The sequence below is a fragment of the Streptomyces sp. NPDC002057 genome (assembly GCF_040296665.1).
In the GTDB taxonomy this organism is placed as follows: domain Bacteria; phylum Actinomycetota; class Actinomycetes; order Streptomycetales; family Streptomycetaceae; genus Streptomyces.
In genome coordinates, this window is the sequence record NZ_JBEOXR010000010.1 from 166,665 (window position 1) to 190,460 (window position 23,796).

Consider the following 23,796-nt stretch of genomic DNA (forward strand, 5'->3'; position numbering starts at 1 on the left):
GTCCGTGGGCTCCGTCGGCTCCGTGGGCTCCGTCGGGTCCGTGGGCTCCGTCGGCTCCGTCGGCTCCGTCGGCTCCGTCGGCTCCGTCGGGTCCGTCGGGTCCGTCGGCTCCGTCGGCTCCGTCGGCTCCGTCGGGAGTTCCGGTTCCGTGCCGAACAGCATCTGACGGAACATCTGCGACGACCGCGGATTGTCGTCGCACTGCCAGACGCCGTGCGGGCAGTAATCGGTGATCGTGTGATACAGCGGCTTGTGCTGCTTCATCCACTCCAGCATGCGCCGCATGTATTCGGGGTTGTCGCCGTTCCGGAAGAGACCCCATTCGGGATAGGAGATCAGCTTTCCGTGTTCGGCCGCGAAATCGACCTGCTTCTGGAGTCCGTACGGCTCGCTGACGTGCTGGTCGAACCGCGAGCCCGGCGGCTGGTCGTACGAGTCCATTCCGATGATGTCGACGACGTCGTCGCCCGGGTAGCACTCGGTCCACGGAACGGCGTCGCGGCCCCGGCTGGGATTGAAGTCGAAGCGGAACTCCTGCCCGGGAACGGAGCGCATCGCGGTGACGATCCGGTTCCAGTACTTCTTCCACGCGGTGGGGTCGGGCGCGCAGCGGTGGGTGTAGGTGGTCCCGTTCATCTCCCAGCCGAGGACGACGACGGTGTCGGTCGCGCGGAGCCGTACGAGACGTTCGGCGAGGGCCTTGAAGTGGTGGTCGAAGTACCCGGCCGCGCCGAGCTGGAGCTGGCGGCGGACCTCGGCGTCGGAGACGCCGGCCTCGTTGCGTTCCAGCATGGGCACGTTGAGGACGAAGAGCCGGTCGGCCTTGGCGTTGCGCCAGTTCGCCCAGGCGTCGAGGAAGCCGGGCGGGCCCTCGATGTTCTTCCAGAGGTCGCCGGGGAGGTAGGTGTGGCCGACACGGAGTTCGCGTCCGCCGAGCCACCGCTCCAGCTCCGCGATGCGGGAGACCCCGAGATGGCCCGAGTCGAGGAAGGCTCCCATGGCGCTGGAGAGAGACGGTCCGGGGTCGCTCGCGGTCACGGATTCGGTGGCGTGGGCGGGGGACGACAGCACGACTGAGCCCGAGGCGAGGAGACCGGCAGTGAACACCCCCAGCCACACGCTCGAAGTTCTCCGGTGTGTAGCCGCCATGGCCGCTCCTTCGCGTCGTACGCCTTTTGATGGTCCGTCAATCCGATACTCCGAAAGTATTCCTAATGAGCCGACCGTGGACTCGACTCGCCTCTGATCGGTAGTCCATTAGAGGATTTCATCGCCCAGTTGGGGCACCCGAGATGAAGGGGCATGCCGTGCCGCGCCGTCAGAGTTTCGACACCCGCGTTCCCACCGTCCTCGTACGACTCGACCGGAATCCCTTCCATCACGGCACGCTCGGCGCCGCGCGCTCGCTCGGCAGGGCGGGAATTCCGGTCCACGCCGTCGTCGAATCCGGGGCCGGTCCGGCCGCCCGGTCCCGATATCTCCGCTCGACCCGCGCGAGCCCCCCGGCGGCCTCCGCCACCGAGCTGGCCGCACTCCTGCACCGGGTCGCGGACGAGATCGCGGCCGCGGACCGGGACGGGACGGGCGGCGCGACCGGCGACGCGTCCGACGACACGTCAACTTCCGTCCTCGTCCTCCCCCTGGACGACGTCAGCGCCCTCGCGCTGGCCCGCCACCGCTCCGCGCTCTCCCCGCGCTTCCTCCTGCCCGCGCAGACCGAGGAGCAGCTGCTCCGGGTCGCGGACAAGGCGGCGCTCGCCGAGACCTGCGCGGCCCTGGGCCTGCCCCACCCCCGTACGGAACTCCCGACCGGCACCGACGAGGCCGCCGCCATGGCCTGGTCGCTCGGCCTTCCGGTGGTCGCGAAGTGGAGCCGCCCCTGGCTCCTTCCGGCCGGCCGCGGACTGCGCAGCACCTCGATCGTGCGGTCGCTCGCCGAGGTGCGGGAGCTGTACGCCCGCACCCCGGAGGCCGGCAGCCGGCTGCTGCTCCAGGAACTGCTCCCGGCGGGCCGGGACCTGGACTGGTTCTTCCACGGGTACGTGGACGCGGAGGGGCGCTGTCCGACGGGGGCGACCGGCCGCAAGGAGCGGTCCTGGCCGGACGGGGCCGGACTGACGGCCGTGGGCCGGTGGGCGGTGAACCCGGCCGTGGACCGCACCGCCCGCGACCTGTTCGAGGCGCTCGGCTACCGGGGCGTGTGCGACCTGGACTTCCGGCTGGACCCGGCGACCGGCGCGTACCACCTGCTCGACTTCAACCCCCGGCCCGGCGCGCAGTTCCGGCTCTTCGCCGACCCGGACGGCCTGGACGTGGTGCGGGCGCTCCATCTGGACCTCACCGGGCGTGCCGTGCCGCCGCACTCCCCCGCGTACGGCCGCCGGTTCGTCGTCGAGAACTACGCGGCGCTCTCGTTCCTCGCCTCCCCGCGCCGCCGGTCCGCCGAGGAGGCCGGGGAGCGGCGGACCGAGTGGGCGTGGTGGGCGGCCGACGACCCGCGGCCCGCGCTCGCGATGGGCCGCGCCTGGCTCGCCCACCTGACGCGCAAGGCCCTGACGGCGTTCCGCGGGCTGTTCGGGTCGCGCCGGCAGGCGCCCCGGGTGCCCCCGGCCCGCAGCTCCTCCCACCAGCTCACCCCACGATGAAGGCGGAAGGCACGATGTCGAAGTCGATGTACGACCTGGTGGTCGTCGGGGCCGGACCCTACGGTCTGTCCGTGGCCGCGCACGCGGCCGCCCACGGGCTGCACCTGCGGACCTTCGGCCGCTCGATGGAGTCCTGGCACGCCATGCCCTCGGGCATGTTCCTGAAGTCGGAGCCCTGGGCCTCCCATCTCTCCGATCCGGAGGGGGCGTACGGGCTCGACGCCTACGCCGTCACGCGCGGCGTGCGCGCCGCGCACGGGGTGCCGCTGCCGGTCGACTTCTTCGCCGCGTACGGCGACTGGTTCGCCCGGCAGGCCGTGCCCGCGCTCGACGAGCGCCTGATCGGTTCGGTCGCGCCCGCCGCCGAGGGCTTCGAGGTGGTCACCGAGGACGGCGAGGCCCTCCGCACCCGGACGGTGGCGCTCGCGGTGGGCGTCCTGCCCTTCATGGAGGTCCCCGGGCCGCTGCGGGGACTGCCGAGGAGGTACGTCACCCACTCCAGCCACCACGGCGAGCTCGACCGCTTCGCCGGCCGGGACGTCACCGTCGTCGGCGCCGGGCAGGCCGCCCTGGAGACGGCCGCGCTCCTGGTCGAACGGGGCGCCGCGGCGGTCCGGATCCTCGCCCGGGCGGAGCGGCTGCGCTGGAACACGCTGCCCCCGGCCCTCGACCGCGGGGTGTGGCCCGCCCTGCGCGCCCCGCACACGGGGCTCGGCTGCGGCTGGCGGAACAGGCTCTACGCGGACACGCCCGGGGTCTTCCGGCGTCTGCCGGCCGCCACCCGGGAGCGGATCTTCGACTCGGCGCTCGGCCCGGCGGGTGCCTGGTGGCTCCGGGAACGCTTCGCGGCGGTCGGTGACGTCCGCCTGGGGCAGCGGATCACCTCGGCGACGGTGACCGGGGACGCGCGGCTCCGGCTCGACGTGGCCGGGCCGGACGGGACGACGGTCCTGGAGACCGACCACGTCGTCGCGGCCACGGGCTTCACGCCGAGCCTGGACCGGGCCGGGGTGCTGTCGCCGGAGCTGCGCGGCGCGCTGCGGACGGTCGGCGCCGGGGGCGCCCCGGAGGTCGGCGGCCTCTTCGAGTCCTCGTGGCCGGGCCTCTTCCTCGCCGGGCTGCTCACGGCTCCCTCGTACGGTCCCTCGATGCGGTTCGTCTTCGGCGCCGGGTACACGGCGGGCCGTCTGGTGCGAGGGGTGCGGCAGCGGTTGCGGTCGGATGCCCGGGGCGGGACGGTGGGGCGGCCCCGTACGGGCGGGCGGGCGCCGGTCTCGGCATGACGGAGGGCCGGCCCCGGAGAGCGGTGCTCTCCGGGGCCGGCCCCTTACCTACGTGCCGCTGGGGACTCAGGCGTTGACGCAGGTGTTGCCGATGGCCGGGTTCAGCAGGCCGATGATGTTCACGCTGTTGCCGCAGACGTTGATCGGCACGTGGATCGGGACCTGGACGACGTTGCCGGAGAGGACACCCGGCGAACCGATCGCCGCACCGTGGGCGTCCGCGTCCGCGAAGGCGGGCGACGCCGCACCCATGGCCATGACGATTCCGGCGACGACGGCCGCAGCCTTCTTACAGTTCATTTCGTCTGGATCCTTTCTGTGACGGAAGACATTTCATGAAACACAACGAACATCCGGCAGGAAGGAAACCGCAATATCGACGAGTTCCGTTCTTTCACTCCATTGCGCGCACGGAACAGGGCCGGAGGGAACTCGACGTTCCCTCCGGCCCTGTCGTGCGCGATACGGATCAGCCGTTGTAGGCGCCGTTCCCGGAGAGGACCGGGATGTCCTCCAGGATGTGCGACAGCGGCTCGTCGCCCTTGGCCTGGGTGGAGTTCTCCGCGCACTGCTGGTTCTGCGGGGAGGACAGGACGTTGATGTCCTGGACGGCGACCGGGACGAGGACACCGACGACCGAGCCGACGTTGCCCTTGACCGGGACACCCAGGCAGAGCTTGTTCAGCGAGCCCTGGACGGCCGAGAACTGGGGGCTCGCGTCACCGGCGGTCTCGGAGTTGCCGAACGCCTGGCGCGCGCCGTTGCCGCTGAGCGAGGTCGTGCCGCCGTCGTCGGCGATGGCGAGCGCCGGGGAGGCCGCCGCAGCAGAAGCGCCGACAACAGAGGCCGTAACAGCCGCAGCCGCCATAATCTTCTTGATCACGGTGATTCCGTTCCTGTTCCCACCAATCGACCTGATTGATGCGACCGGATCAACTGCGCGCGGGGGCTTTGGTTCCGGCGCTTCACCCGTTCGACTGGCCCCCTGTTTCGCGCTGCCGCGCGCGCTCCGCCAACGGGGTGACTGGGCGGAACCCCTGCGTCCGAAGCCAGTTGATCAGGGCGCTCCCTGCACGGAGCAGGTTCTAGAAGGGAACTCCCGTGATCAAGAAGGTTATGGCCACCGCGGCCGCGGCCGTCTCCATCGTCGGCGCCACCGCCGCCGTGGCCTCCCCCGCGCTCGCCATCAGCAACGACGGCGGCACCACGTCGCTCAGCGGCAACGGCGCGCACCAGGAGTACGGCAACTCCGCCACGTACGGCAACATGAGCCCGCAGTTCGCGCTCGTCCAGGGCTCCCTGAACAAGCCCTGCATCGGCCTGCCGGCCAAGCTCAACGCCGGTTCGCTCGTCGGCGCGATCCCGATCGCCGTCCAGGACGTCAACGTCCTGTCCTCCCCGCAGAACCAGCAGTGCACCGAGAACTCCACCCAGGCCAAGGGTGACGAGCCGCTCTCGCACATCCTCAGCGACATCCCGGTCCTGTCGGGCAACGGCGTCGGCAACAACTGACGTTCCGCCTCCGCGTAGCGACGTTCACACGTCAGGGGCCGCCCTCCGGGGCGGCCCCTTTCGTGTCGGTCCTCCGCGTCGTTACCAGGTCGGCCAGACCGGAGTCGCCATCAGGCGTTCCCACTCCCGGTCCGGCGTCCCCGGCACCGTCCGGCCCGCCTGCGCCCACTGGGCGACCAGTGCGGAATAGACCGGGAATGGTGTCCGGTCCGGCGGGGGCGGGTCGCTCACATATCGGCTCTTCGGAATGAAGGCCATCCGTTCCCATTTACCGGGATCCGGCGCCATCTTCGCTCCTTCCGCTGCGATTCCCGCATCATTCCACAGGCGCCGCAGGAGAGTGATTCGTCCTGTTCATGTCGCGTCGGGTACCTGTGTGCGAGCGTGATCGAATTACCGTGCGGGCATGAAATTCCCGCGTGCACGGCGGCCACGGCGTCCGCTGCTCGTCCCGGCGGCGCTCGCCGCGTTCGCCGCCCTCGCTCCCGGCGCCCTCGCCGCCGCCCCCGGCTCCTTCCCGACCCCCGAGCGGGGCCTGAACCTCCTCGTGGTCGGCATCGACACCCGCAAGGGCGTCAGCGCGGAGGAGAAGGCGCGCTTCAGGCTCGGCGGCAAGGAGTGCGACTGCACCGACGTGATGATGCTCGTGCACGTCTCGGCGGAGAACGACCGGGTCGACGTCGTGAGCCTGCCGCGCGACTCGCTCGCCTCCTTCCCCGACCAGCACCGCGACCGGCGCACCGGGAAGGTGCACGCCGCCCACCAGGCGAAGATCAACGGGGCCTGGGCGGAGGGCGGCTCCTCCTTCACGGTGGAGACGGTCGAGTCGATGACCGGACTGCCCGTCCACCGCTACCTGGAGATCGACTTCCGGCGCTTCATGGACACCGTGGACCGCGTCGACGGCGGGGTGCCCGTCTGTACGGAGAAGCCCCTCAAGGACACCGTCACCGGCATCGACCTGCAGCCCGGGACCAAGCCGGTCGGCGGCGGAGAGGCGCTCCAGTACGTACGGTCGCGGCGGGCGGACGGCCAGATGGACTTCGGCCGGATCCGGAAGCAGCAGAAGTTCGTGGTGAACACCCTGGAACGGCTCCGCGAGGGGATCCTGGGCGACCACACGCGGCTGCGGGACCTCGCGGAGACCCTGCGCGGGACGGCCGCGACCGAACGGGGGGTCTCCATCGGGGAGCTGCTCGTGCTCGCCGCGCGGCTGCGGGACCTTCCCCCGGGCCGCATGACGTTCGCGACCGTGCCCGTACGGGGATTCAACGCCGCCGTCGCGGGCGTCGGGTCCACGGTCGGCTGGGACGAGGCGGGGGCGGCGAAGGTCTTCGAGCGGCTGCGCGAGGACCGGCCGCTGCCGGCCGCCGAGGAGGTCGCGCCGGGCGAGATCCCCGTCGCCGCCTACCGCCCCGCTTCGGGGGCTTCGCTCATCTGCCCGTAGTCCGTCCGGTGGACTTCGCGGAACCTCCGCCTCCCCGACCAGTTGATCAGCACGGCTCGGCACTCAGCGGGCCAGTATCCGAAAGGCCTGAACAATGAAGAAGCTGTTGGCTACGGCTGCTGTGGCCGCGTCGGTCCTCGGCGCGACGGCGGCGGGTGCCGGACAGGCTCTCGCGATCGCCGACGACGGTGGCACCACCTCGCTCAGCGGCAACGGTGCCCACCAGGAGTTCGGCAACTCGGCCACCCACGGCGACATGAGCCCGCAGTTCGCGCTCGTCCAGGGTTCCCTGAACAAGCCGTGCGTGGGTCTGCCGGCCAAGGTCAACGCCGGTTCGCTCATCGGTCTCATCCCGATCGCGGTCCAGGACATCAACGTCCTGTCCTCCCCGCAGAACCAGCAGTGCACCGAGAACTCCACCCAGGCCAAGGGTGACGAGCCGCTGTCGCACATCCTCAGCGACATCCCCGTGCTGTCCGGCAACGGCGCCGGCAACAGCTGAGCGACGACGCTCGGCACGGTGCGGCCCCGCCGCCCCTCCTCGGAGGGGTAGCGGGGCCGTCCCCGTTCCGGCGGAGGCCTCAGAGCCTCCGGCGGAGTTCGGCCGGGTCGGTGACCGGCGCGTCACAGGTGAAGTGACGGCACACGTACGCGGCGGAACCACCGGCCACCAGCGGGCGGTCCCTCAGCAGCGGGAACTCCTCGCTGTCGGGGGCGCCGCACGCGACCACCGCCCCGGGGGCGGTCGCCGCCAGGGCGGTACGGCGCAGCTCCCGGAAGGTCTCGTCGCCGGGGGCGCCCACCACCGCGATCTCCCTGGGCCCGTCGAGGAGGGCCTCGGAGACGGCCAGGCCCCAGCCGATGAAGCGGGGTGCGCGGGGGCCCAGCGCCTTGACGACGCCGAGGGCTCCCTCGGCGGCGGCGCGGTGGGCGTCCGAGCCGGTGTGCGCGGCGTAGGAGAGCAGCGCGCCGGCGGCGGCGGTCCAGCCGGACGGGGTGGCGTTGTCCGTGGGGTCCTGCGGGCGCCGGATGAGGGCCTCGGCGTCGTGGGCCGTGTCGTACAGCGCCCCGCCCTCGGCGGTGAAGCGGTCGAGGACGATGTCCAGGAGGAAGCCGGCGAAGTCCAGCCAGGCGCCCTCGCCGGTGACGGCGGCGAGGGCGAGGAAGCCTTCGGCGACGTCGGCGTAGTCCTCCAGGACACCCGCGTTGGTGCCGGCCCGGCCGTCCTTGGACGTACGGGTGAGGCGGGCGGACTCGTCCATGTGGACCCGGACGAGCAGGTCGGCGGCCTCGGTGGCGCGCTCGACGAGGTCGGGGCGGTCGAAGAGGGCGCCGGTCTCGGCGAGGGCGGCGATCGCGAGGCCGTTCCAGGCCGCGACGACCTTGTCGTCGCGGCCCGGACGCTCGCGTCCGGCGCGGGCGGCGAGGAGCCGGGCCGCGATCGGGGCGATCCGGTCGGCGTCCGCCACTCCCGCGTCCTGCGGCAGCTGGAGCACGGAGCTGCCGTGCTCGAAGGTGCCGTCCTCGGTGACGCCGTAGTGGGCGGCGGCGAGGGCGGCGTCCTCCGGGCCGAGGACCTCGGTGAGCTGCTCCGGGGTCCACACGTAGAAGGCGCCCTCGACGTGCCTGCCGTCGCCGTCGTCGCTGTCCGCGTCGAGCGCGGAGGCGAAGCCGCCCTCGGGGGTGCGCAGTTCGCGGACGAGGAAGTCGGCGGTCTCCAGGGCGACCCGGCGGGCCAGGTCGCTGCCGGTGGCCTTCCACAGGTGCGCGTACACCCGGCAGAGCAGGGCGTTGTCGTACAGCATCTTCTCGAAGTGGGGCACGACCCAGTCGCGGTCGACCGCGTAGCGGGCGAAGCCGCCGGCGAGCTGGTCGTAGATGCCGCCGCGGGCCATCGCCTCGCAGGTGTCGGCGGCCATCTGGAGGGCGCCCTCGGAGCCCGTACGGGCGTGGTGGCGGAGCAGGAACTCCAGGGCCATCGACGGCGGGAACTTGGGGGCGCCGCCGAAGCCGCCGCGGGTCGCGTCGTACTCGCGGGTGAGGCCGAGGAGTGCCTGCGCGAGCTCCTCCTCGCCGGGGACGCCGTCGCCGCCGTAGGCGAGGGAGCGGCTCGCGAGGTCCTTGACGATCCGGTCGGCGACCTCGCCGACCTCCTCGCGCCGGTCGGACCAGGCGTCCTTGACGCCCTCCAGGACCTCGGAGAAGGAGGGCATGCCGTGGCGCGGCTCGGGCGGGAAGTACGTACCGAAGTAGAAGGGGGCGGCGTCGGGGGTGAGGAAGACGGTCATCGGCCAGCCGCCCTGGCCGGTGGCGGCCTGGACGGCCTCCATGTAGACGGCGTCGACGTCGGGGCGCTCCTCGCGGTCGACCTTGACGGCGACGAAGTGCTCGTTGACCAGGGCCGCGGTGGCGTCGTCCTCGAAGGACTCGTGCGCCATGACGTGGCACCAGTGGCAGGAGCTGTATCCGACGCTGAGCAGCACGGGGACGTTTCTGCGGCGGGCCTCCTCGAAGGCCTCGGCCGACCACGGCCACCAGTCGACCGGGTTGTCGGCGTGCTGAAGGAGGTAGGGGGAGGTCTCATGGGCCAGTCGGTTCGGCATGGTGCCCATCCTGCCCTGCCGTCCCGGACTCACGCGGGATCCCTCCCCCGTCGGGCCGGGGCCCCGCGAGCCCGGCCCGGTCCGAAGGGCCGTCCTACACCCGGCCGAGGCGGCTGAGCAGGGAGCGCGGGGTCCAGCCCGTGCGGCGCAGGCCCGCCCAGAGGCAGCAGATCGCGAGGGACAGCGCGGTCAGGGCGGCGCCCGGGGCGGAGGGGATCCCGTTCATCACGAGGACGCCGAGCAGGACGACGACGATTCCGTCGAACTGCCACACGAAGACCCGGAGGGCGGAGAGGTCGCCCAGCGGCGTGATGACGGGGAGGAGCAGTTCGACGGGCAGGTTCGTCTTCATCTCGCGCAGGAACCTGGCGCCGAGCACGAGCACCACCGTCCCCGCGGCGAGCAGCGCCGCGTCGGCCGGACCGGCGTCCCGGAGCGGCCACCGGGCCAGGACGGTGACACCGCTCGACAGCCCGACGGTGACCCCCACCGCGACGACCGGCCAGGCCAGGGTGCGGGCGAGGGTCCCGCCCCACCGCTCGCCGAGCAGCGGGGCCAGGGTCAGCTCGTCGCGCAGGCTGCGCCAGCTCTCGCCGACCCAGCCGGACCCCCAGTACACACCGGCGGCGCCGACCACCCGGGCCGTCGTCGCCGGGCCGCCGTCCGGCTCCAGGACGCCGAGCGTCAGCAGGACGCCGCCGGCCGGCAGGAACACCGCGGCCGCGACCGCGCGCCCCCGGGTGCGGAGCGCGCGGACCGCTCCCTGGGCGAGGTGGCCGCGCAGGCGTCCGTCCGGACGCGTCAGGGCCGAGGTGAGTCCGCGCGGCTCCGGCCGGTACAGGTCGAGCGCGTGGTGGAGCGTGCCGGTCCAGGCGAAGGTCTGGGCCTCGGCGGCGCGCGCCGACTCGCGTGCGAGCCGGGTGAGGTCGACCGTACGGACGGAGCGGAAGGCGGACCGGCCGAGCAGCGCCGCGGCGACCGCCAGCACACCGGTGACGAGCCACAGGCCGCCGCCGTCCGGGAGGGCGGACCGGCCGAGCAGCGCCACGGCGACCGCCACGGCGGCCACGGCGGAGGCGAGCAGGACGTTCTCGCGCACCGTCCGGACCTGGCCCCACAGCCAGGCCACGGGGGCGACGGCGCCGATGCCCGCCGCGACGGCCACGCCCTGCGGGACGAGCCCGCTGTCCGCGTGGTCGAACAGGTCGGTCGCGAGGAACGCCGCCGTGCACACCGTCAGGAGCGTGCCGAGTCCCGCGTACACCAGGCGGCGGCGGGCGATCGTGCCGAGGTACTCGGTCGGGGACAGGTCGGTGCTCATGAACACGTGCAGCAGGAACGGCTTGAGCACGAGCGGTCCCCAGAACCGGCCGGTGAGCTGGGCGCCCCAGACGGCGGCCGCCGCGACCAGGCACGCCACCGGCGCCGCCGTCCCGGGCGACTCCAGTGCGAGGAGCGCCTCCGAGGTGCGCGCCAGGTGGACGACGGGCGCCACGTAGACGGCGCCGAGGATGACGGTGAGGTAGACGGTGTACGCCCGGTCCCGTGCCGTGACGCGCTCTCCCCGGTGGGCGTACCGGTGGCGTACGGCGTGGACGCGGTCCCTGGGGCCGGCCCCGGCCGCGGTGAGGGTGTCCGTCGTCATCCCAGCTCCGTGACGCCGTCGCAGGCCTCCACCACGGCGGGCTCATGGGTGGCGACCAGGAACGACGTGCCCTGTGCCGCGCGCTCGGCGAGCAGGGTGGCGACGAGGCCGACGCGCTCGGTGTCGAGGTGCCGTTCGGGCTCGTCGAGCAGGACGACGTCGGCGGGGCGGACCAGGGTCAGCGCGAGGTTGAAGAGCTGGAGCTGGCCGGAGGAGAGCTGTGAGGGGAACCGCTCGCCCAGGGCGGTGAGGCCCAGTCGCCCGATGATCCCGTCGGCGCGCTCGGCGGTCGCCGTCGTGTTGCCGTACCAGGAGGCGGCGACCAGGGTCACCTGCTCGCGGAGGGTCATGTCCCGTGCGACGGGTACGGGTTCGACGAGGGAGGCCACGAACCGCCGGTGGCGGGGCCGGGCCATGTCGACGGTCTCGCCGCGCACGAGGACGGCGCCGCCCGTGAGCCTCCGGCTCCCCAGGAAGGCCCGGAGGAGGGTCGTCTTCCCGGAGCCGTTGCTCCCGGTGAGGCACCGGAGTTCGCCCGGCAGGACCGTGAACGTCGTCGGCGCGAGGAGCGTGGTTCCGTCCAGGACGACCGTGGCGCCCTCCGCGGCGATCGCGGGCACGTCGCTCACCGTCGCTCCGGAACGGCCGGCTTGGCGCGTGAGCGCGCGGAGCGGCGCTCCTTCCCGTACGACCCGTCCACTCCCGTGCCCTCCCGACCCGCGATCCGCGCCACCGGCCGGATCTCCGCCAGCGTAGTCCAGGCGGATCTCCGCGGGACGCGGCGGATTCGGGAAGCCCGCGCAGCGGGGCGGGACGGCAACCTCCTTGCCGGTGGCCCCACTTCGGCGCCCGCGTGTCCGTCGCGTCCGAGCCGGGTCCTCCTTCCTCCGCGCCATCCGATGTTCTCGCGGATGCGGGACGTGTACGGGCTGGCGGGCGCCCGGCACCACTCGGGTCGGGTCACCCGTGACCAGCTGGCGGCCCGCACGGGCGGTCTGCGGAACTCGGGCTTCGCCCGGCAGCTGCTCGTGGAGGCGCGGGCGGACTTCCAGCCCGGAGCCGGGGACGGCGACGGCCCGCGAGGAGCTCGCGGGCCTGGTCGCGGACCGGCATCCGGCCCGCGACCCGCGCCTCGACGACTGCGCCGAGGCGTACGGCGTGCTCCTGGAGCGGGGCGTCCACCCGTCGACGCCGTGGCAGGCCTGGGACCTGGGCATGGTGCCGGACCGGCACGCCCGGGAGGTGCTGGGGGTGCCGGCGGGGTAGGCGTACGGACGCCCCCTGTCCCGTACCGCCGGGGGTACGGGACAGGGGGCGTCGTCGCTAGGTGCGGGGGGCGGCGGAGGCGGCCGGGGTGCTCGCGGCGGCCTCCGGGTCCGGGGCCTCCTCGAAGTCGACCTTGCCCATGTGGCGGTTCATCGACTTCATCAGCTGCCAGACGGCCAGGGCCATCACCGCGAAGACGACGAAGCCGAGGACGCCGGGTGTCACCTTGTTCTTGTCCAGCTCTTCGGCGGCGAAGGGGACAAGCTGGGTCAGTGCCAGGTGTGCGCTCATGTCAGGCATTGTCGCGGATGCCCGCGAAGAGATCTTCCTCGGGGAGGGAGGTCGGGACCAGCGCCTTGCTGAGCTCGTACTCCTCCGTCGGCCAGACCTCCTTCTGGATCTCCATCGGGACCCGGAACCAGCCGCCGTCGGGGTCGATCTGGGTGCGGTGGGCGATCAGGGCCTTGTCGCGGATCTCGAAGAACTCGGCGCACGGCACGTACGTGGTCAGCGTCCGCTCCTTGCGCTCGAACTCCTTCCAGCGCTCCAGCCACTCCCCGTACGGCGACTCCAGGCCGCGGGCGAGCAGCGCCTCGTGCAGGGCGGTGGTGCGGGGACGGTTGAAGCCCTGGTTGTAGTAGAGCTTCAGCGGCTGCCAGACCGGGCCGAACTCGCTCTCCGGGAACTTCTCGGCGTCGCTCGCCCCGTCGAAGGCCACCATCGTGATCTTGTGGGTCATGATGTGGTCGGGGTGCGGGTATCCGCCGTTCTCGTCGTAGGTCGTGACGACCTGCGGACGGAAGGAACGGATCTTGCGGACCAGCTCACCGGCCGCCTTGTCGACGTCCTCCAGGGCGAAGCAGCCCTCGGGGAGCGGGGGCAGCGGGTCGCCCTCGGGAAGGCCGGAGTCGACGAATCCCAGCCATTCCTGGGAGACGCCGAGGATCTCGCGGGCCTCGTCCATCTCCTTGCGGCGCACCTCGTGGATGTTCGCCTCGATGTAGGGGTCGCCCTGGAGCTGGGGGTTGAGGACCGAGCCGCGCTCGCCGCCCGTGCACGTCACCACCATGACGTCCACCCCCTCGGACACGTACTTGGCCATCGTGGCCGCACCCTTGCTCGACTCGTCGTCGGGGTGGGCGTGAACCGCCATCAGTCGCAGCTGGTCAGTCAAGACTCGATCCTCAGTGATTCGACGCGGAGGGTGGTCTCTATAGTGACGGAATCGGGGGAGTGAAAATTCCGCCACCCCCGGCTTCGAGAGGATCCAGCATGAGCGCGGTGCGAGAGCAGCTGCCCGAAGGGCGCTACGGGCGCTCCGCGGACGAGGCGGCCGACCGCAAGCTCAGGATCATCGGCGCCGTGCTCGGTGTCCTCTTCCTCGGCGTCCTCGGCTGGTTCGGCTGGTACTACGTCGTCGACAACAGGATCAGCGCCGAGATGATCAAGTTCGACGTGGTGAGCCCCACCGAGGTCCAGGTGCACCTGGAGGTCCGCAAGGACGAGGGCGTCAAGGGTGTCTGCACCCTCCGCTCGCGCGCCGAGGACGGCGTCGAGGTGGCGCGCAAGGACGTCCGGATCGACGACCCCGCGACGAGGGTCGACAGCGTGTTCACGCTCCGCACGACCGCCCACGCGACGAGTGCCGAGCTCGTGGGGTGTACAGCCCGGTAGCGGTGGGTAGGGACCGGGTGTCGAGCCCCGGCGCGTCACCGCGGTGACCTGGTGTGACGCCATCCCGATGGTTATGTCCTCCCGCTTTTCGCCACTCATTGTTAGGCTCGTGGTTTCGCCCACCCGGGACAGCACAGCTCTCCCGTGTAGGGCGATGCTTTGTATTCCCAGTACCTACGAGGAGCACCCGTGACCCAGACCAGCGACAACGTCACCTGGCTCACCCAGGAGGCGTACAACAAGCTCAAGGACGAGCTTGAGTACCTGTCTGGTCCCGCGCGTACCGAGATCACCGTCAAGATCGCCGCGGCACGCGAAGAGGGCGACCTGCGCGAGAACGGCGGGTACCACGCGGCCAAGGAGGAGCAGGGCAAGCAGGAGCTCCGGATCCGCCAGCTCACCCAGCTGCTCCAGCACGCCAAGGTCGGCGAGGCCCCCGCGGACGACGGCGTCGTCGAGCCCGGCATGGTCGTCACGATCGCCTTCGACGGCGACGAGAACGACACCATGACCTTCCTGCTCGCCTCCCGCGAGTACGCGAGCGGTGACATCGAGACCTACTCGCCGCAGTCGCCGCTCGGCGTCGGCGTCAACGGCAAGAAGGCCGGTGACGACGCCCAGTACGAGCTGCCGAACGGCAAGAAGGCCGCGGTGAAGATCCTCAGCGCGAAGCCGTACACCGGCTGAGCCACCCGCGTCCGACGAAGGGCCGGTCCCCAGGGGGACCGGCCCTTCGCGCTGCCCGTCCGTGACCGACTGCCCACGGTGCGCTCTACATGCACATGCAATGATGCGGCCTGACATCGCGTCACACGGGGGAGGGCGAAGTGCTGGGACCACTGGGCGCCGGTGCGCCACGCAGGATCGGACCGTACGAGGTGCTCGCCCGGCTCGGCGCGGGCGGCATGGGCGAGGTGTTCCTGGGACGGGACGACGGGGAGCCCGGCGCCGTCACGGACGGCCCGGCGGGGCCGGGGGACGGCTCCGGGGGCGGTCCGGGGGGCGCCGGTTCCGGGGCCGGGCCGGCGGGGGACGGGCCGGGGGACGGCGGCTCCGGCGGCCGGGACGCGGGCGGGCCCGCCCGCGGGACCTTCGTCGCCGTGAAGACCGTGCGGCGGGACGTCGCCGGAGACCCCGCCTTCCGCGACCGGTTCCGCCGCGAGATACGGGTCGCCGCGCTCGTCGACAGCCCGTACGCCGCCGCCCCGCTCGGCGGCGACGCCGACGCCGGGACGCCCTGGCTGGCCACCGCGTACGTCCCGGGCCCCAGCCTCTCCCAGGCCGTACGGCGCGGCGGCGCCCTCCCCGTCGCGACCGTCCGCGCACTCGGCGCCGACGTCGCCCGCGCCCTCGCCGACCTGCACCGGGCCGGGGTCCTGCACCGGGACCTCAAGCCCGGCAACGTCATGCTCTCCGTCGACGGCCCCCGCCTCATCGACTTCGGCATCGCCCGCAGCAACACCGCCACCACGATGACCGCCACCGGTCTCATGGTCGGCACCCCCTCCTTCATGTCCCCCGAGCACGTGGCCGGCGCCCGGCGGGTGACCGCCGCCTCCGACGTCTTCTGCCTCGGCTCGCTGCTCTGCTACGCGGCGACCGGCGAGGACCCCTTCGGCGACGGGCCGCTCGCCGCCGTCCTGTACCGGGTCTCCCAGGCGGAGGCCGACCTCACCCGGGTCCCCGAGGAGCTGCGCGGGACCGTCGCCGCCTGTCTGGCCCTGGACCCGGCGGAGCGGCCCGCCCCGGAGGCGCTCGCGGAACTGCTCGGCGGCGCCGGAACGCCGAGGGTCTTCCCGTGGCCGGAGGGCGTACGGGACCACATCGGCGAGTACGGGACGGAGCTGGCCCAGCTCGTCGCCTCCGGCGGACCGCTCCTGGAGACGGCCCCGGCGGCCCCGGGGCCGGTCGTCACCCCCGCCGTACCCGGGCTGCACTCCGTACCGACGCAGGTGCCGGTCCCGTCGGCCGACGGGACCGGCGCTCCCCCGCGCGGCCGGCGGCGGGGGCGGCTGGTCGCGGGCGTCGTCGCCCTGGCCGTCGTGGCCGGTGGGGTCGGCGCGTACGTCCTGTGGCCGGAGGAGGAGACGAAGAAGCCGCAGGCACCGGCGAAGGCCGCCCCGCCCGCCGCGCCGAGGATTCCGGGCGTCGACGACCGGGGCCTCGCCGACGCCTCCGGAGTCGTCCCGCAGAACGCGGCCCAGCGGCCGGCCGGCTGGAAGCCCTGGCAGGGGAAGCTGAGCGCCCCGGCGTTCGGCTGCTCGGCCGGGGAGAAGGTGCTGGTGTGCCGGATGACGGACGGGCGGTACGAGGCGCTGGACACGGCGAGCGGGAAGAAGCTGTGGGACGTGCCCTGGCCCGAGAACACGCCCGGCGACACCTACATCAGCGGCACGGGGCAGCCCTTCCCCGCGGGTGCCGCCACGCGTCCCACCGTCCACGACGGGAGCGTGGTCCTCGTCTCCGGCTACACCCTCCAGGTGCGCGACGCGCGCACGGGCAAGGTGCGCTGGGAGAAGCCCGCCCTGGGGCCGCAGGACTTCTGGGGCACGCGTCCGGTCGTCGCCGACGGGATGGTCTTCGCCGCGACGGAGGCGGTCGAGGACGGCACCGGAGCCCCGGTGGACCTCACGGCGTTCTCCCTGGCCGACGGCGAGAAGCTGTGGTCGCACGGTCTCACCAACGGCGAGGTCTCCAAGGCCGAGGCCGCGGCGTACGAGCCGGTGGCCTACGCGAAGGGAATCGTCTACGCGCTCAGTCAGGGCGGGCTCGTGGCGTACGACGGCAGGAAGGGCACCCAGGTCGGGCAGGTCGACCCGGACGCCAAGGCGTGCCGGGAGATCAAGGTGCTGGGCGTGTCGGCGTACTGCGTCGGCTCCGGGTTCCGCGCCGACGCCGACACGGACCTGCACGTCCTGGACGCCCGCACCCTCGCCTCGAAGGGTTCGCTGCCCGGCGCGCTCACCGCGACCGCCCCCACGGCGATCGGTCCGCGCGCTGTCGTGACCTGGGACAAGGGCCTGCGGGTCCTCGATCCGCGTGCCGGCGAGGTGCTCGCCTCCTTCCCGGCGAAGGCGGCTCCGTCCGGTCTGGCCCAGAGCTGGTCCGCGCCGCTGCTCGCGGGCGACCAGGTCGTGTACGCCGACTACTCCTCGCTCCACACCGTGCGGCTCGGGCCGGACGGCACGCCGGGCGCGCAACGGGTCACGGCGGTGCCGGGGGCGCCGGGGCCGCGCGCCGAGGAGGAGGCGTACGACCCGGCCTTCGGCGAGTTCGAGCGCAAGAAGATCCGCGCGCCCGAGGTGCTGCCCGTGGGCGGGATCGCCTATGTCGTCTACGACAAGGGCGTCGTCGCCTCCGTCGAACTCCCCCGATGATCCCGCTCATGACGCCCTGAAAGGACGTGTTCGGTGCTGGAAGCCCTTCCCTCGGGACAGCCCCCGCGGCTCGTCGGGCCGTACCGGCTGCTCGCCCGTCTCGGCGCGGGCGGCATGGGCGAGGTGCACCTCGCCTGCCGGGCGGACGCGCCGACGGCCGACCCGTTCCGGATGGTCGCGGTGAAGACCGTCCGGAGCGACCTGGAGGTCGACGGGGACTTCCGGACCCGCTTCCGGCGGGAGATCGCGGCGGCGCGGACCGTGGACGGGCCGGGCGTGGCGCGGCTCGTGGACGCCGACGCCGACGCGCCCTCGCCGTGGCTGGCGACGGAGTACGTGCCGGGTCCCTCGCTCGCGGAGGCGGTCGTACGGGCCGGAGCGCTGCCGGTGCCGGTGGTGCGCGCCCTGGGCGCGGCGCTCGCCCGGGCCCTGGAAGAGGTGCACCGGGCCCAGGTGCTGCACCGGGACCTCAAACCCGCGAACGTCCTGCTCGGCTCCGCCGGGCCGAAGCTGATCGACTTCGGCATCGCGCAGGCCTTCGAGGCGACGGCGCTGACGTCGACCGGTCTGATCGTGGGCTCGCCGGGGTTCATGGCGCCGGAGCACCTGGTCGGCAGCCGGGCCGTGGTGCCCGCCTCGGACGTGTTCTGCCTGGGCGCGGTGCTGGCCTTCGCGGCGAGCGGCCGGGGGCCGTTCGAGGACGACGAGATGGCGGCCGTGATCTTCCGGATCAGCCGGGCCGACGCCGAGCTGTCCGGGGTGCCGGAGGAGCTGCGGCCGGTGCTGGAGCGCTGCCTGCGGCTGGATCCCGCCGAGCGTCCCTCGGCGGGGGAGCTGGCCGCGCTCCTGGGCGGCGACGGGGTTCCCGAGGTCTTCCCGTGGCCGAGCGGCGTCCTGTCCCTGCTCGCCGAGAGCGGGGAGGCGGCCCGGGCGGTCGGAGAGGCGGCGGCCTCGGGCGCGGGCGTGGCGGACCTGCCGACGCTCGGCCCGGTGGTGCCGTACTCCCCCACCGCCATGACCGACCGGCCACCGGCCCCGGCCTCTCCGGTGGCACGGCGGCGACGCCCCTGGGGCGCGCTCGTCGCGGGCGCGGTGGCGGTGGCGGTCCTCGCGACCGTGGGTGTCGTGCTCCTGAACCGTGGGGAAGGGACGGGCGGAGCCGCCGGGCCGAGTGCGAGCGGCTCCCCGGGCGCGAGCACGTCCCCGGGCGCCTCCGGTGATCCGGCCCCGGAGTCGCTCAGCCGGGTCGTGCTGCCGTACGGCGGCGAGGGCCGCACCAACGACTTCGGCGCGGCGGCGGACGACCGGGCCTTCCGCCCGGCCGGCTGGTCGCCCTGGATGACGCGGACCGAAGCCGCCGACGGCGCCTGCGCGCTCTCCCCGAAGGTGCTGGTCTGCGCCGGTTCCGGCGGCGCGCTCGTGGCGCTCGACGCGGCCGACGGCCGTGAGCTGTGGAAGGTGCGGGCCCGCACGGATGCGAACGGGGTGCAGAGTTCGCCCAAGTACCCGGCGATCGTCGGCGACCGGGTGTACGCGACGACGGGGACGGACGGCCTGGTCGTGTACGGCCTCCGGGACGGCGGGAAGCAGGGGACGATGCCCGGTCCCGGCGGCGGGTGGGCGGCCAAGGGAACCGACTTCGCGGACGGCGTCCTCTACACCACGTACGTCGACCCGGTGGACATGGAGGCCGGTGGTCTCGCGACGGCGGTGAGGCTCGGCGGCGAGGGCCGGGAGGTCGGCGAACTGCTGTGGCAGGAGCCCCTCGACCACCCGCCGGAGGCTCCGGTGGCGGCGCACGGGCGCGTGTACGTGCCGCTGGGGGTGGTCCCGGTGGCGCTGGACGCGCGGACCGGGAAGAAGACGGCGAGCGGCACGGCGGAGTGCTACGGCTTCACCGTGCACGAGAAGAGCGGCAGCGTGCTCTGCGCGCCCTCCGGGGGGTCCGTGACCGTCCTGGACGGTGCCTCGCTGCGGCGGAAGGGGAGCTTCGGCTCGGGGGTGACGGTCGGCCCGGCCGTGAACGCGGACGGTCTCGTCGCCGTGGTGAGCGGTCAGGGGGTGGTGGCGTACGACCTGGAGAGCGGCAAGGAGCAGTGGAGCGCCGACGCCCCGGTGTACCTGGGTGAATCCGGGCGCGTCTACTTCGCGGGCGACCGGGTCCTGACGGTGACGGACACGGCCGTCATCTCCTTCCCGGCGGACGGCCCCACCTCCTCCGGCACGGGCTACGAGACGTACCAGCCCAACCTGCCCGACGGCTTCAGGGCCCAATCCGTCGGAGAGGCGCTGGCCGCCGGAGGGGCGGTCTTCCTCGCCCTCCCCGACGGCCTCGTCGTCTCCGGTTACGTGCCCTGACCGGCGGGCCGGGTCACACCGTCGCCGAGCGGTACTTGCGGACCGCCAGGGTCCGGAAGACCACCAGGATGATCAGCGAGAAGATGATCGACGCCCAGATCGAGTTCCGCATCGGCCAGGCGTCCGAGGTGACCACGCCCGGGTTGCCGAAGAGCACGCGGCAGGCCTGGACGGTGGCGCTGAAGGGGTTCCACTCGGCGATGTGGCGGATCCACGGGGTCATGCCCTCCGTGGGCACGAACGCGTTCGAGATGAACGTGACCGGGAAGAGCCAGATCAGGCCGCCGGAGGTGGCCGCCTCCGGGGTGCGGACGGAGAGGCCGATCAGCGCGCCGATCCACGAGAAGGCGTAGCCGAGGAGGAGGAGCAGGCCGAAGGCGGCCAGTGCCTTGGGGACGCCCTCGTGGATCCGCCAGCCGACGAGGAGCGCGACGATGGCCAGGACCACCAGGGTGAGGGCGGTCTGCACGAGGTCGGCGAGGGTGCGGCCGGTGAGGACCGCGCCCCGGGCCATCGGCAGGGAGCGGAACCGGTCGATGAGGCCCTTGTGCATGTCGTCCGCGATGCCCGCGCCCGCGCCGGCCGTGGCGAAGGTGACCGTCTGGGCGAAGATGCCCGCCATGAGGAACTCGCGGTACTCCTGCGGGCTGGTGCTGCCGTCGACGACCATCGAGCCGCCGAAGACGTAGCTGAACAGCACCACGAACATGACGGGCTGGATGAGCCCGAAGATGACCATCTCGGGGATGCGGGTCATCCGGATGAGATTGCGCTTGGCGACGACCAGGGAGTCGCCGATCGACTGGGCGACGCCGCCCCGCGGCTTCGGGGCCGGCGGGGCCTTTCTGTCCTCGGTCAGGGTGGTCACGCCGTCTCCTTCGCGCGCTTGCGGCCGTGGCCGCCCTTCTCCTCCGGCCCGCCGTTCTCCTCCTCCGCCCGCTCGGCCGCGTGGCCGGTGAGGGAGATGAAGACGTCGTCGAGGGTGGGGCGGCGCAGTCCGATGTCGTCGATCTCGACGCCGACGGCGTCGAGGTCCCTGATGACCTCGGCGAGCAGCTTGGCGCCGCCGGCGACGGGGACGGTCAGCTTGCGGGTGTGCTCCTCGACGGAGACCTCGCCGCCGCCGGTACCCGCGATGCCGTAGCGGGCGAGGACGTCCCGGGCGCCGGTGATCATGCCCGGTGCGTGGACGACGACCTCGACGCGCTCGCCGCCCGTCTGGGCCTTGAGCTGGTCGGCGGTGCCGCGCGCGATGACCTTGCCGTGGTCGACGACGCAGATGTCGTGGGCGAGGTGGTCGGCCTCCTCCAGGTACTGGGTGGTGAGCAGCAGGGTCGTACCGCCCGCGACGAGTTCCTTGATGACCTCCCACAGGCCCTGCCGGTTGCGGGGGTCGAGGCCGGTGGTCGGCTCGTCCATGAACATGACCGGCGGGGAGACGACGAGGGCGGCCGCGAGGTCGAGGCGGCGGCGCATGCCGCCGGAGTACGTCTTGGCGGGGCGGTCGGCGGCGTCGGCGAGGTTGAAGCGGTCGAGGAGTTCGCCCGCCCGCTGCTTCGCCGCCTTCGCCTTCATCTGGTAGAGCTGGCCGACCATCTGGAGGTTCTCGCGGCCGGTGAGGTACTCGTCGACGGCCGCGAACTGGCCGGAGAGCCCGATCGAGCGGCGCACCTCGTTGGGGTGCTTGAGGACGTCGATCCCGGCGACGACGGCCCGGCCGCTGTCGGGCTGGAGGAGGGTGGTCAGCACGCGCACGGCGGTCGTCTTCCCCGCGCCGTTCGGGCCGAGCAGACCGAGGACCGTGCCTTCGGGCACGTCGAGGTCCACTCCGTCCAGAGCTCGTACGTCACCGAAGGTCTTCACCAGACCTTCGGCGTAGATCGCGCCTGGCATGTGGGTTCTCCCAGGAAATGGGGGCGTTTCCCACCGATCCTAGGTTTGCGGGGCGCACCTCGCCCAGTGAATTTGTGACCCGCGCCACATGATCTTGTTCGGGGGCGGGTGGTCCGGGTCGATCAGTCCAGCACCGTGTACCCGGCGTCCCGCAGCGCGTCCGCGACCTCCCGGCAGTGCTCCGGTCCCTTCGTCTCCAGGTGCAGTTCGACCTCCGCCTCGGTCAGGCCGAGTCGCGGGTCGGTCCGTACGTGGCTGACGTCCAGGACGTTCGCGTCGGCCACGGTGAGGACCGCGAGCAGGGTCGCGAGGGCGCCGGGCCGGTCGGTGACCCGAAGCCGCAGGCTCAGGTAGCGGCCGCCCGCCGCCATGCCGTGCCGGAGGATCCGCTGGAGCAGCAGCGGGTCGACGTTCCCGCCGGACAGCACCGCGACCACCGGCCCCCGGAAGGCCTTCGGGTCGCTGAGGAGGGCCGCGACCGGGCTGGCGCCCGCCGGTTCGACGACCAGCTTGGCCCGTTCCAGGCAGAGCAGGAGGGCGGAGGAGAGCGCGTCCTCGGAGACGGTGACGATCTCGTCGACGTACTCCCGGACCAGCGCGAACGGCACGTCGCCGGGCCGTCCCACCTTGATGCCGTCCGCCATCGTCACCGGCGACTCGACGACGACCGGGTGTCCGGCCGCCAGGGAGGGCGGATAGGCGGCCGCGCCCTCCGCCTGCACGCCGATGACCTTCACGTCCGGTCGCACCGACTTCACCGCGAGCCCGATGCCGGCCGCGAGCCCGCCGCCGCCGACGCCCACGAGGATCGTCCGGACCTCCGGGCACTGCTCCAGGATCTCCAGGCCGACGGTGCCCTGCCCGACGATGATGTCGGGGTGGTCGAAGGGGTGGATGAAGACGGCCCCGGTCTCCCGCGCGTACCGCTCCGCCGCCGCGAGCGTCTCGTCCACGACATGGCCGTGCATCCGGACGTCGGCGCCGTACTCCCGGGTCGCCGCGACCTTCGGGAGCGGGGCGCCGACCGGCATGAAGACGGTGGCGTGCACGCCGAGCAGTCGGGAGGCGAGCGCCACGCCCTGCGCGTGGTTGCCCGCCGAGGCCGCGACGACCCCGGCCGCCCGCTCCTCGGGCCGCAGCCCGGCGATCCGCACGTACGCCCCGCGCAGTTTGAAGGAGCCGGTCCGCTGGAGGTTCTCGCACTTGAGGTGCACGGGCGCCCCCACCAGCGACGACAGATGGCGGCTCCCCTCCATCGCCGTCGTCCGGGCCACCCCGGACAGCATCTTCTGCGCCCCCCGCACGTCGTCGAGCATCAGCCGGTGCAAGGGGTCTGGCGTACGGAAGCTCATGACAGCAAGTCTCGCAGCTCACGGCCCTGGTGGCCGCCCGGCCGACAGGTGCTCCAGCGGGTTTGCGCAGCCCCGGTACGGACCTCCCCGGGGCCGCGTACTCTGTCCCCCACCAACCGACCACCCCCGCACGAGAGAGACCCACAGCCATGCCCACATCTCAGGACATGACGACTGAGCTCGACCCCGGTCTCCTCGATGCCCTCCAGCACCAGGTGGCCGTCTTCGCCCGCCGTGCGGAGCAGACCCGCCTCGGCGGCACCGGCCAGCTCCGCAACTCGATGGACCGCGCCGCCTACCTCCTCCTCAACCGGCTCGACCAGGAAGGCCCGATGGGCGTCAAGGCGCTGGCGGCGGGCATGGGCATCGACTCGTCGACCGTCACCCGCCAGGTCGCCCCGCTCGTCGACACCGGCCTGGTGAAGCGGACTTCGCACCCGGAGGACGGGCGCGCGGTCGTGCTCCAGCTCTCGGCGCGCGGCCTGGCCCGGCTGGAGGAGGTGCGTTCCTCGCGCCGTCAGCTGATGGTCGAGGTCACCGAGGGGTGGACGCCGGACGAGCGCGCCTCCTTCTGCACCCTGCTGACCCGCTTCAACACCGCGCTGTCCGCACGGCAGTCGGCGCACGCGGGCCAGCTGGGCCACGCGGTGGCGGAGTCCCCGGTCGCGTCCGACGACACGGCGGCGGCTCCGTCCGCGCACGAGGGGCCGGGCGAGTCCGTACCGGCCTCTTGACCCCGGC

The 23,796-nt window shown here is 73.0% G+C and carries 20 protein-coding genes and 2 pseudogenes; 11 read left to right on the top strand and 11 right to left on the bottom strand.

Annotated features, from left to right (window positions below; all coding sequences use genetic code 11):
• Positions 1-483 precede the first annotated feature (483 nt).
• Positions 484-1,149 (bottom strand): annotated as a pseudogene (locus tag ABT129_RS11660) (glycoside hydrolase family 26 protein); the annotation flags it as partial.
• 158 nt (positions 1,150-1,307) lie between these two features.
• Here ABT129_RS11660 and ABT129_RS11665 point away from each other — a divergent pair.
• Together ABT129_RS11665 and ABT129_RS11670 are read left to right on the top strand one after the other, a co-directional pair.
• A complete protein-coding gene (locus ABT129_RS11665; protein ID WP_351899697.1) occupies positions 1,308-2,645 on the top strand; it encodes a carboxylate--amine ligase in 1,338 nt (445 codons plus the stop codon).
• A gap of 26 nt (positions 2,646-2,671) precedes the next feature.
• A complete protein-coding gene (locus ABT129_RS11670; RefSeq protein ID WP_351899773.1) occupies positions 2,672-3,928 on the top strand; it encodes an FAD-dependent oxidoreductase in 1,257 nt (418 codons plus the stop codon).
• Positions 3,929-3,994: 66 nt separating this feature from the next.
• Here the strand turns inward: ABT129_RS11670 and ABT129_RS11675 are convergent, their stop codons facing one another.
• Complete coding sequence (locus ABT129_RS11675) at positions 3,995-4,228, bottom strand: chaplin (protein ID WP_351899700.1); 234 nt, start codon at positions 4,226-4,228, stop codon at positions 3,995-3,997.
• 169 nt (positions 4,229-4,397) lie between these two features.
• Positions 4,398-4,811, bottom strand: coding sequence for a rodlin (locus ABT129_RS11680; protein WP_351899701.1), 414 nt, complete (start codon positions 4,809-4,811; stop codon positions 4,398-4,400).
• Between the two features lie 218 nt (positions 4,812-5,029).
• On the opposite strand from ABT129_RS11680, the gene ABT129_RS11685 reads away from it, so the two are divergent.
• From ABT129_RS11685 to ABT129_RS11695, 3 genes are all read left to right on the top strand, one after another.
• On the top strand, positions 5,030-5,440 hold the full coding sequence (locus tag ABT129_RS11685; protein ID WP_351899704.1) for a rodlin: 411 nt from the start codon (positions 5,030-5,032) through the stop codon (positions 5,438-5,440).
• Positions 5,441-5,846: 406 nt separating this feature from the next.
• Complete coding sequence (locus tag ABT129_RS11690; protein ID WP_351899706.1) at positions 5,847-6,887, top strand: LCP family protein; 1,041 nt, start codon at positions 5,847-5,849, stop codon at positions 6,885-6,887.
• A 94-nt stretch (positions 6,888-6,981) separates the two neighbouring features.
• Positions 6,982-7,389 carry a rodlin gene (locus ABT129_RS11695; protein WP_351899708.1) on the top strand — a complete coding sequence of 136 codons (408 nt, stop codon included), beginning with the start codon at positions 6,982-6,984 and terminating at the stop codon, positions 7,387-7,389.
• Between the two features lie 79 nt (positions 7,390-7,468).
• Here the strand turns inward: ABT129_RS11695 and ABT129_RS11700 are convergent, their stop codons facing one another.
• From ABT129_RS11700 to ABT129_RS11710, 3 genes are all read right to left on the bottom strand, one after another.
• A complete protein-coding gene (locus ABT129_RS11700; protein WP_351899710.1) occupies positions 7,469-9,490 on the bottom strand; it encodes a thioredoxin domain-containing protein in 2,022 nt (673 codons plus the stop codon).
• A 94-nt stretch (positions 9,491-9,584) separates the two neighbouring features.
• A complete protein-coding gene (locus ABT129_RS11705) occupies positions 9,585-11,135 on the bottom strand; it encodes a hypothetical protein (RefSeq protein ID WP_351899713.1) in 1,551 nt (516 codons plus the stop codon).
• A complete protein-coding gene (locus ABT129_RS11710) occupies positions 11,132-11,764 on the bottom strand; it encodes an ABC transporter ATP-binding protein (protein ID WP_351899715.1) in 633 nt (210 codons plus the stop codon). The genes ABT129_RS11705 and ABT129_RS11710 overlap by 4 nt, the downstream gene beginning before the upstream one ends.
• Positions 11,765-12,034: 270 nt before the next feature.
• On the opposite strand from ABT129_RS11710, the pseudogene ABT129_RS11715 reads away from it, so the two are divergent.
• A pseudogene (locus ABT129_RS11715) lies at positions 12,035-12,401 on the top strand (hypothetical protein); the annotation flags it as partial.
• 57 nt (positions 12,402-12,458) lie between these two features.
• Here ABT129_RS11715 and ABT129_RS11720 read toward each other — a convergent pair.
• Entirely contained in the window at positions 12,459-12,692 is a 234-nt protein-coding gene (locus ABT129_RS11720) for a hypothetical protein (protein WP_351899717.1), read from the bottom strand.
• 1 nt (position 12,693) lies between these two features.
• Positions 12,694-13,575 carry a mycothiol conjugate amidase Mca gene (gene mca / locus ABT129_RS11725; protein ID WP_351899720.1) on the bottom strand — a complete coding sequence of 294 codons (882 nt, stop codon included), beginning with the start codon at positions 13,573-13,575 and terminating at the stop codon, positions 12,694-12,696.
• Between the two features lie 98 nt (positions 13,576-13,673).
• Here mca and ABT129_RS11730 point away from each other — a divergent pair, with 98 nt between their 5' ends.
• From ABT129_RS11730 to ABT129_RS11745, 4 genes are all read left to right on the top strand, one after another.
• The gene (locus tag ABT129_RS11730) at positions 13,674-14,075 is read left to right on the top strand and encodes a DUF4307 domain-containing protein (RefSeq protein ID WP_351899722.1); all 402 of its coding nucleotides are present in this window, start codon (positions 13,674-13,676) and stop codon (positions 14,073-14,075) included.
• Between the two features lie 189 nt (positions 14,076-14,264).
• Positions 14,265-14,762: a transcription elongation factor GreA gene (gene greA / locus ABT129_RS11735; protein WP_351899724.1), complete on the top strand. Its 498-nt coding sequence runs from the start codon at positions 14,265-14,267 to the stop codon at positions 14,760-14,762.
• Positions 14,763-14,902: 140 nt separating this feature from the next.
• Positions 14,903-17,452: a serine/threonine-protein kinase gene (locus tag ABT129_RS11740; RefSeq protein WP_351899727.1), complete on the top strand. Its 2,550-nt coding sequence runs from the start codon at positions 14,903-14,905 to the stop codon at positions 17,450-17,452.
• A gap of 33 nt (positions 17,453-17,485) precedes the next feature.
• On the top strand, positions 17,486-19,810 hold the full coding sequence (locus tag ABT129_RS11745) for a protein kinase domain-containing protein (RefSeq protein WP_351899728.1): 2,325 nt from the start codon (positions 17,486-17,488) through the stop codon (positions 19,808-19,810).
• 13 nt (positions 19,811-19,823) lie between these two features.
• Here ABT129_RS11745 and ABT129_RS11750 read toward each other — a convergent pair whose 3' ends face one another.
• The 3 genes from ABT129_RS11750 to ilvA all read right to left on the bottom strand — a co-directional run bounded on the left by ABT129_RS11750 (position 19,824) and on the right by ilvA (position 23,055).
• Positions 19,824-20,669 carry an ABC transporter permease gene (locus ABT129_RS11750; RefSeq protein ID WP_351899775.1) on the bottom strand — a complete coding sequence of 282 codons (846 nt, stop codon included), beginning with the start codon at positions 20,667-20,669 and terminating at the stop codon, positions 19,824-19,826.
• Between the two features lie 5 nt (positions 20,670-20,674).
• Entirely contained in the window at positions 20,675-21,703 is a 1,029-nt protein-coding gene (locus tag ABT129_RS11755; RefSeq protein WP_351899730.1) for an ATP-binding cassette domain-containing protein, read from the bottom strand.
• 122 nt (positions 21,704-21,825) lie between these two features.
• Complete coding sequence (ilvA, locus tag ABT129_RS11760) at positions 21,826-23,055, bottom strand: threonine ammonia-lyase (RefSeq protein ID WP_351899733.1); 1,230 nt, start codon at positions 23,053-23,055, stop codon at positions 21,826-21,828.
• A 149-nt stretch (positions 23,056-23,204) separates the two neighbouring features.
• Between ilvA and ABT129_RS11765 the strand changes: the two genes are divergently transcribed.
• Positions 23,205-23,789 (top strand): MarR family winged helix-turn-helix transcriptional regulator, encoded by a 585-nt coding sequence (locus ABT129_RS11765; protein ID WP_351899735.1) that lies wholly within the window; start codon positions 23,205-23,207, stop codon positions 23,787-23,789.
• Positions 23,790-23,796: the final 7 nt, after the last annotated feature.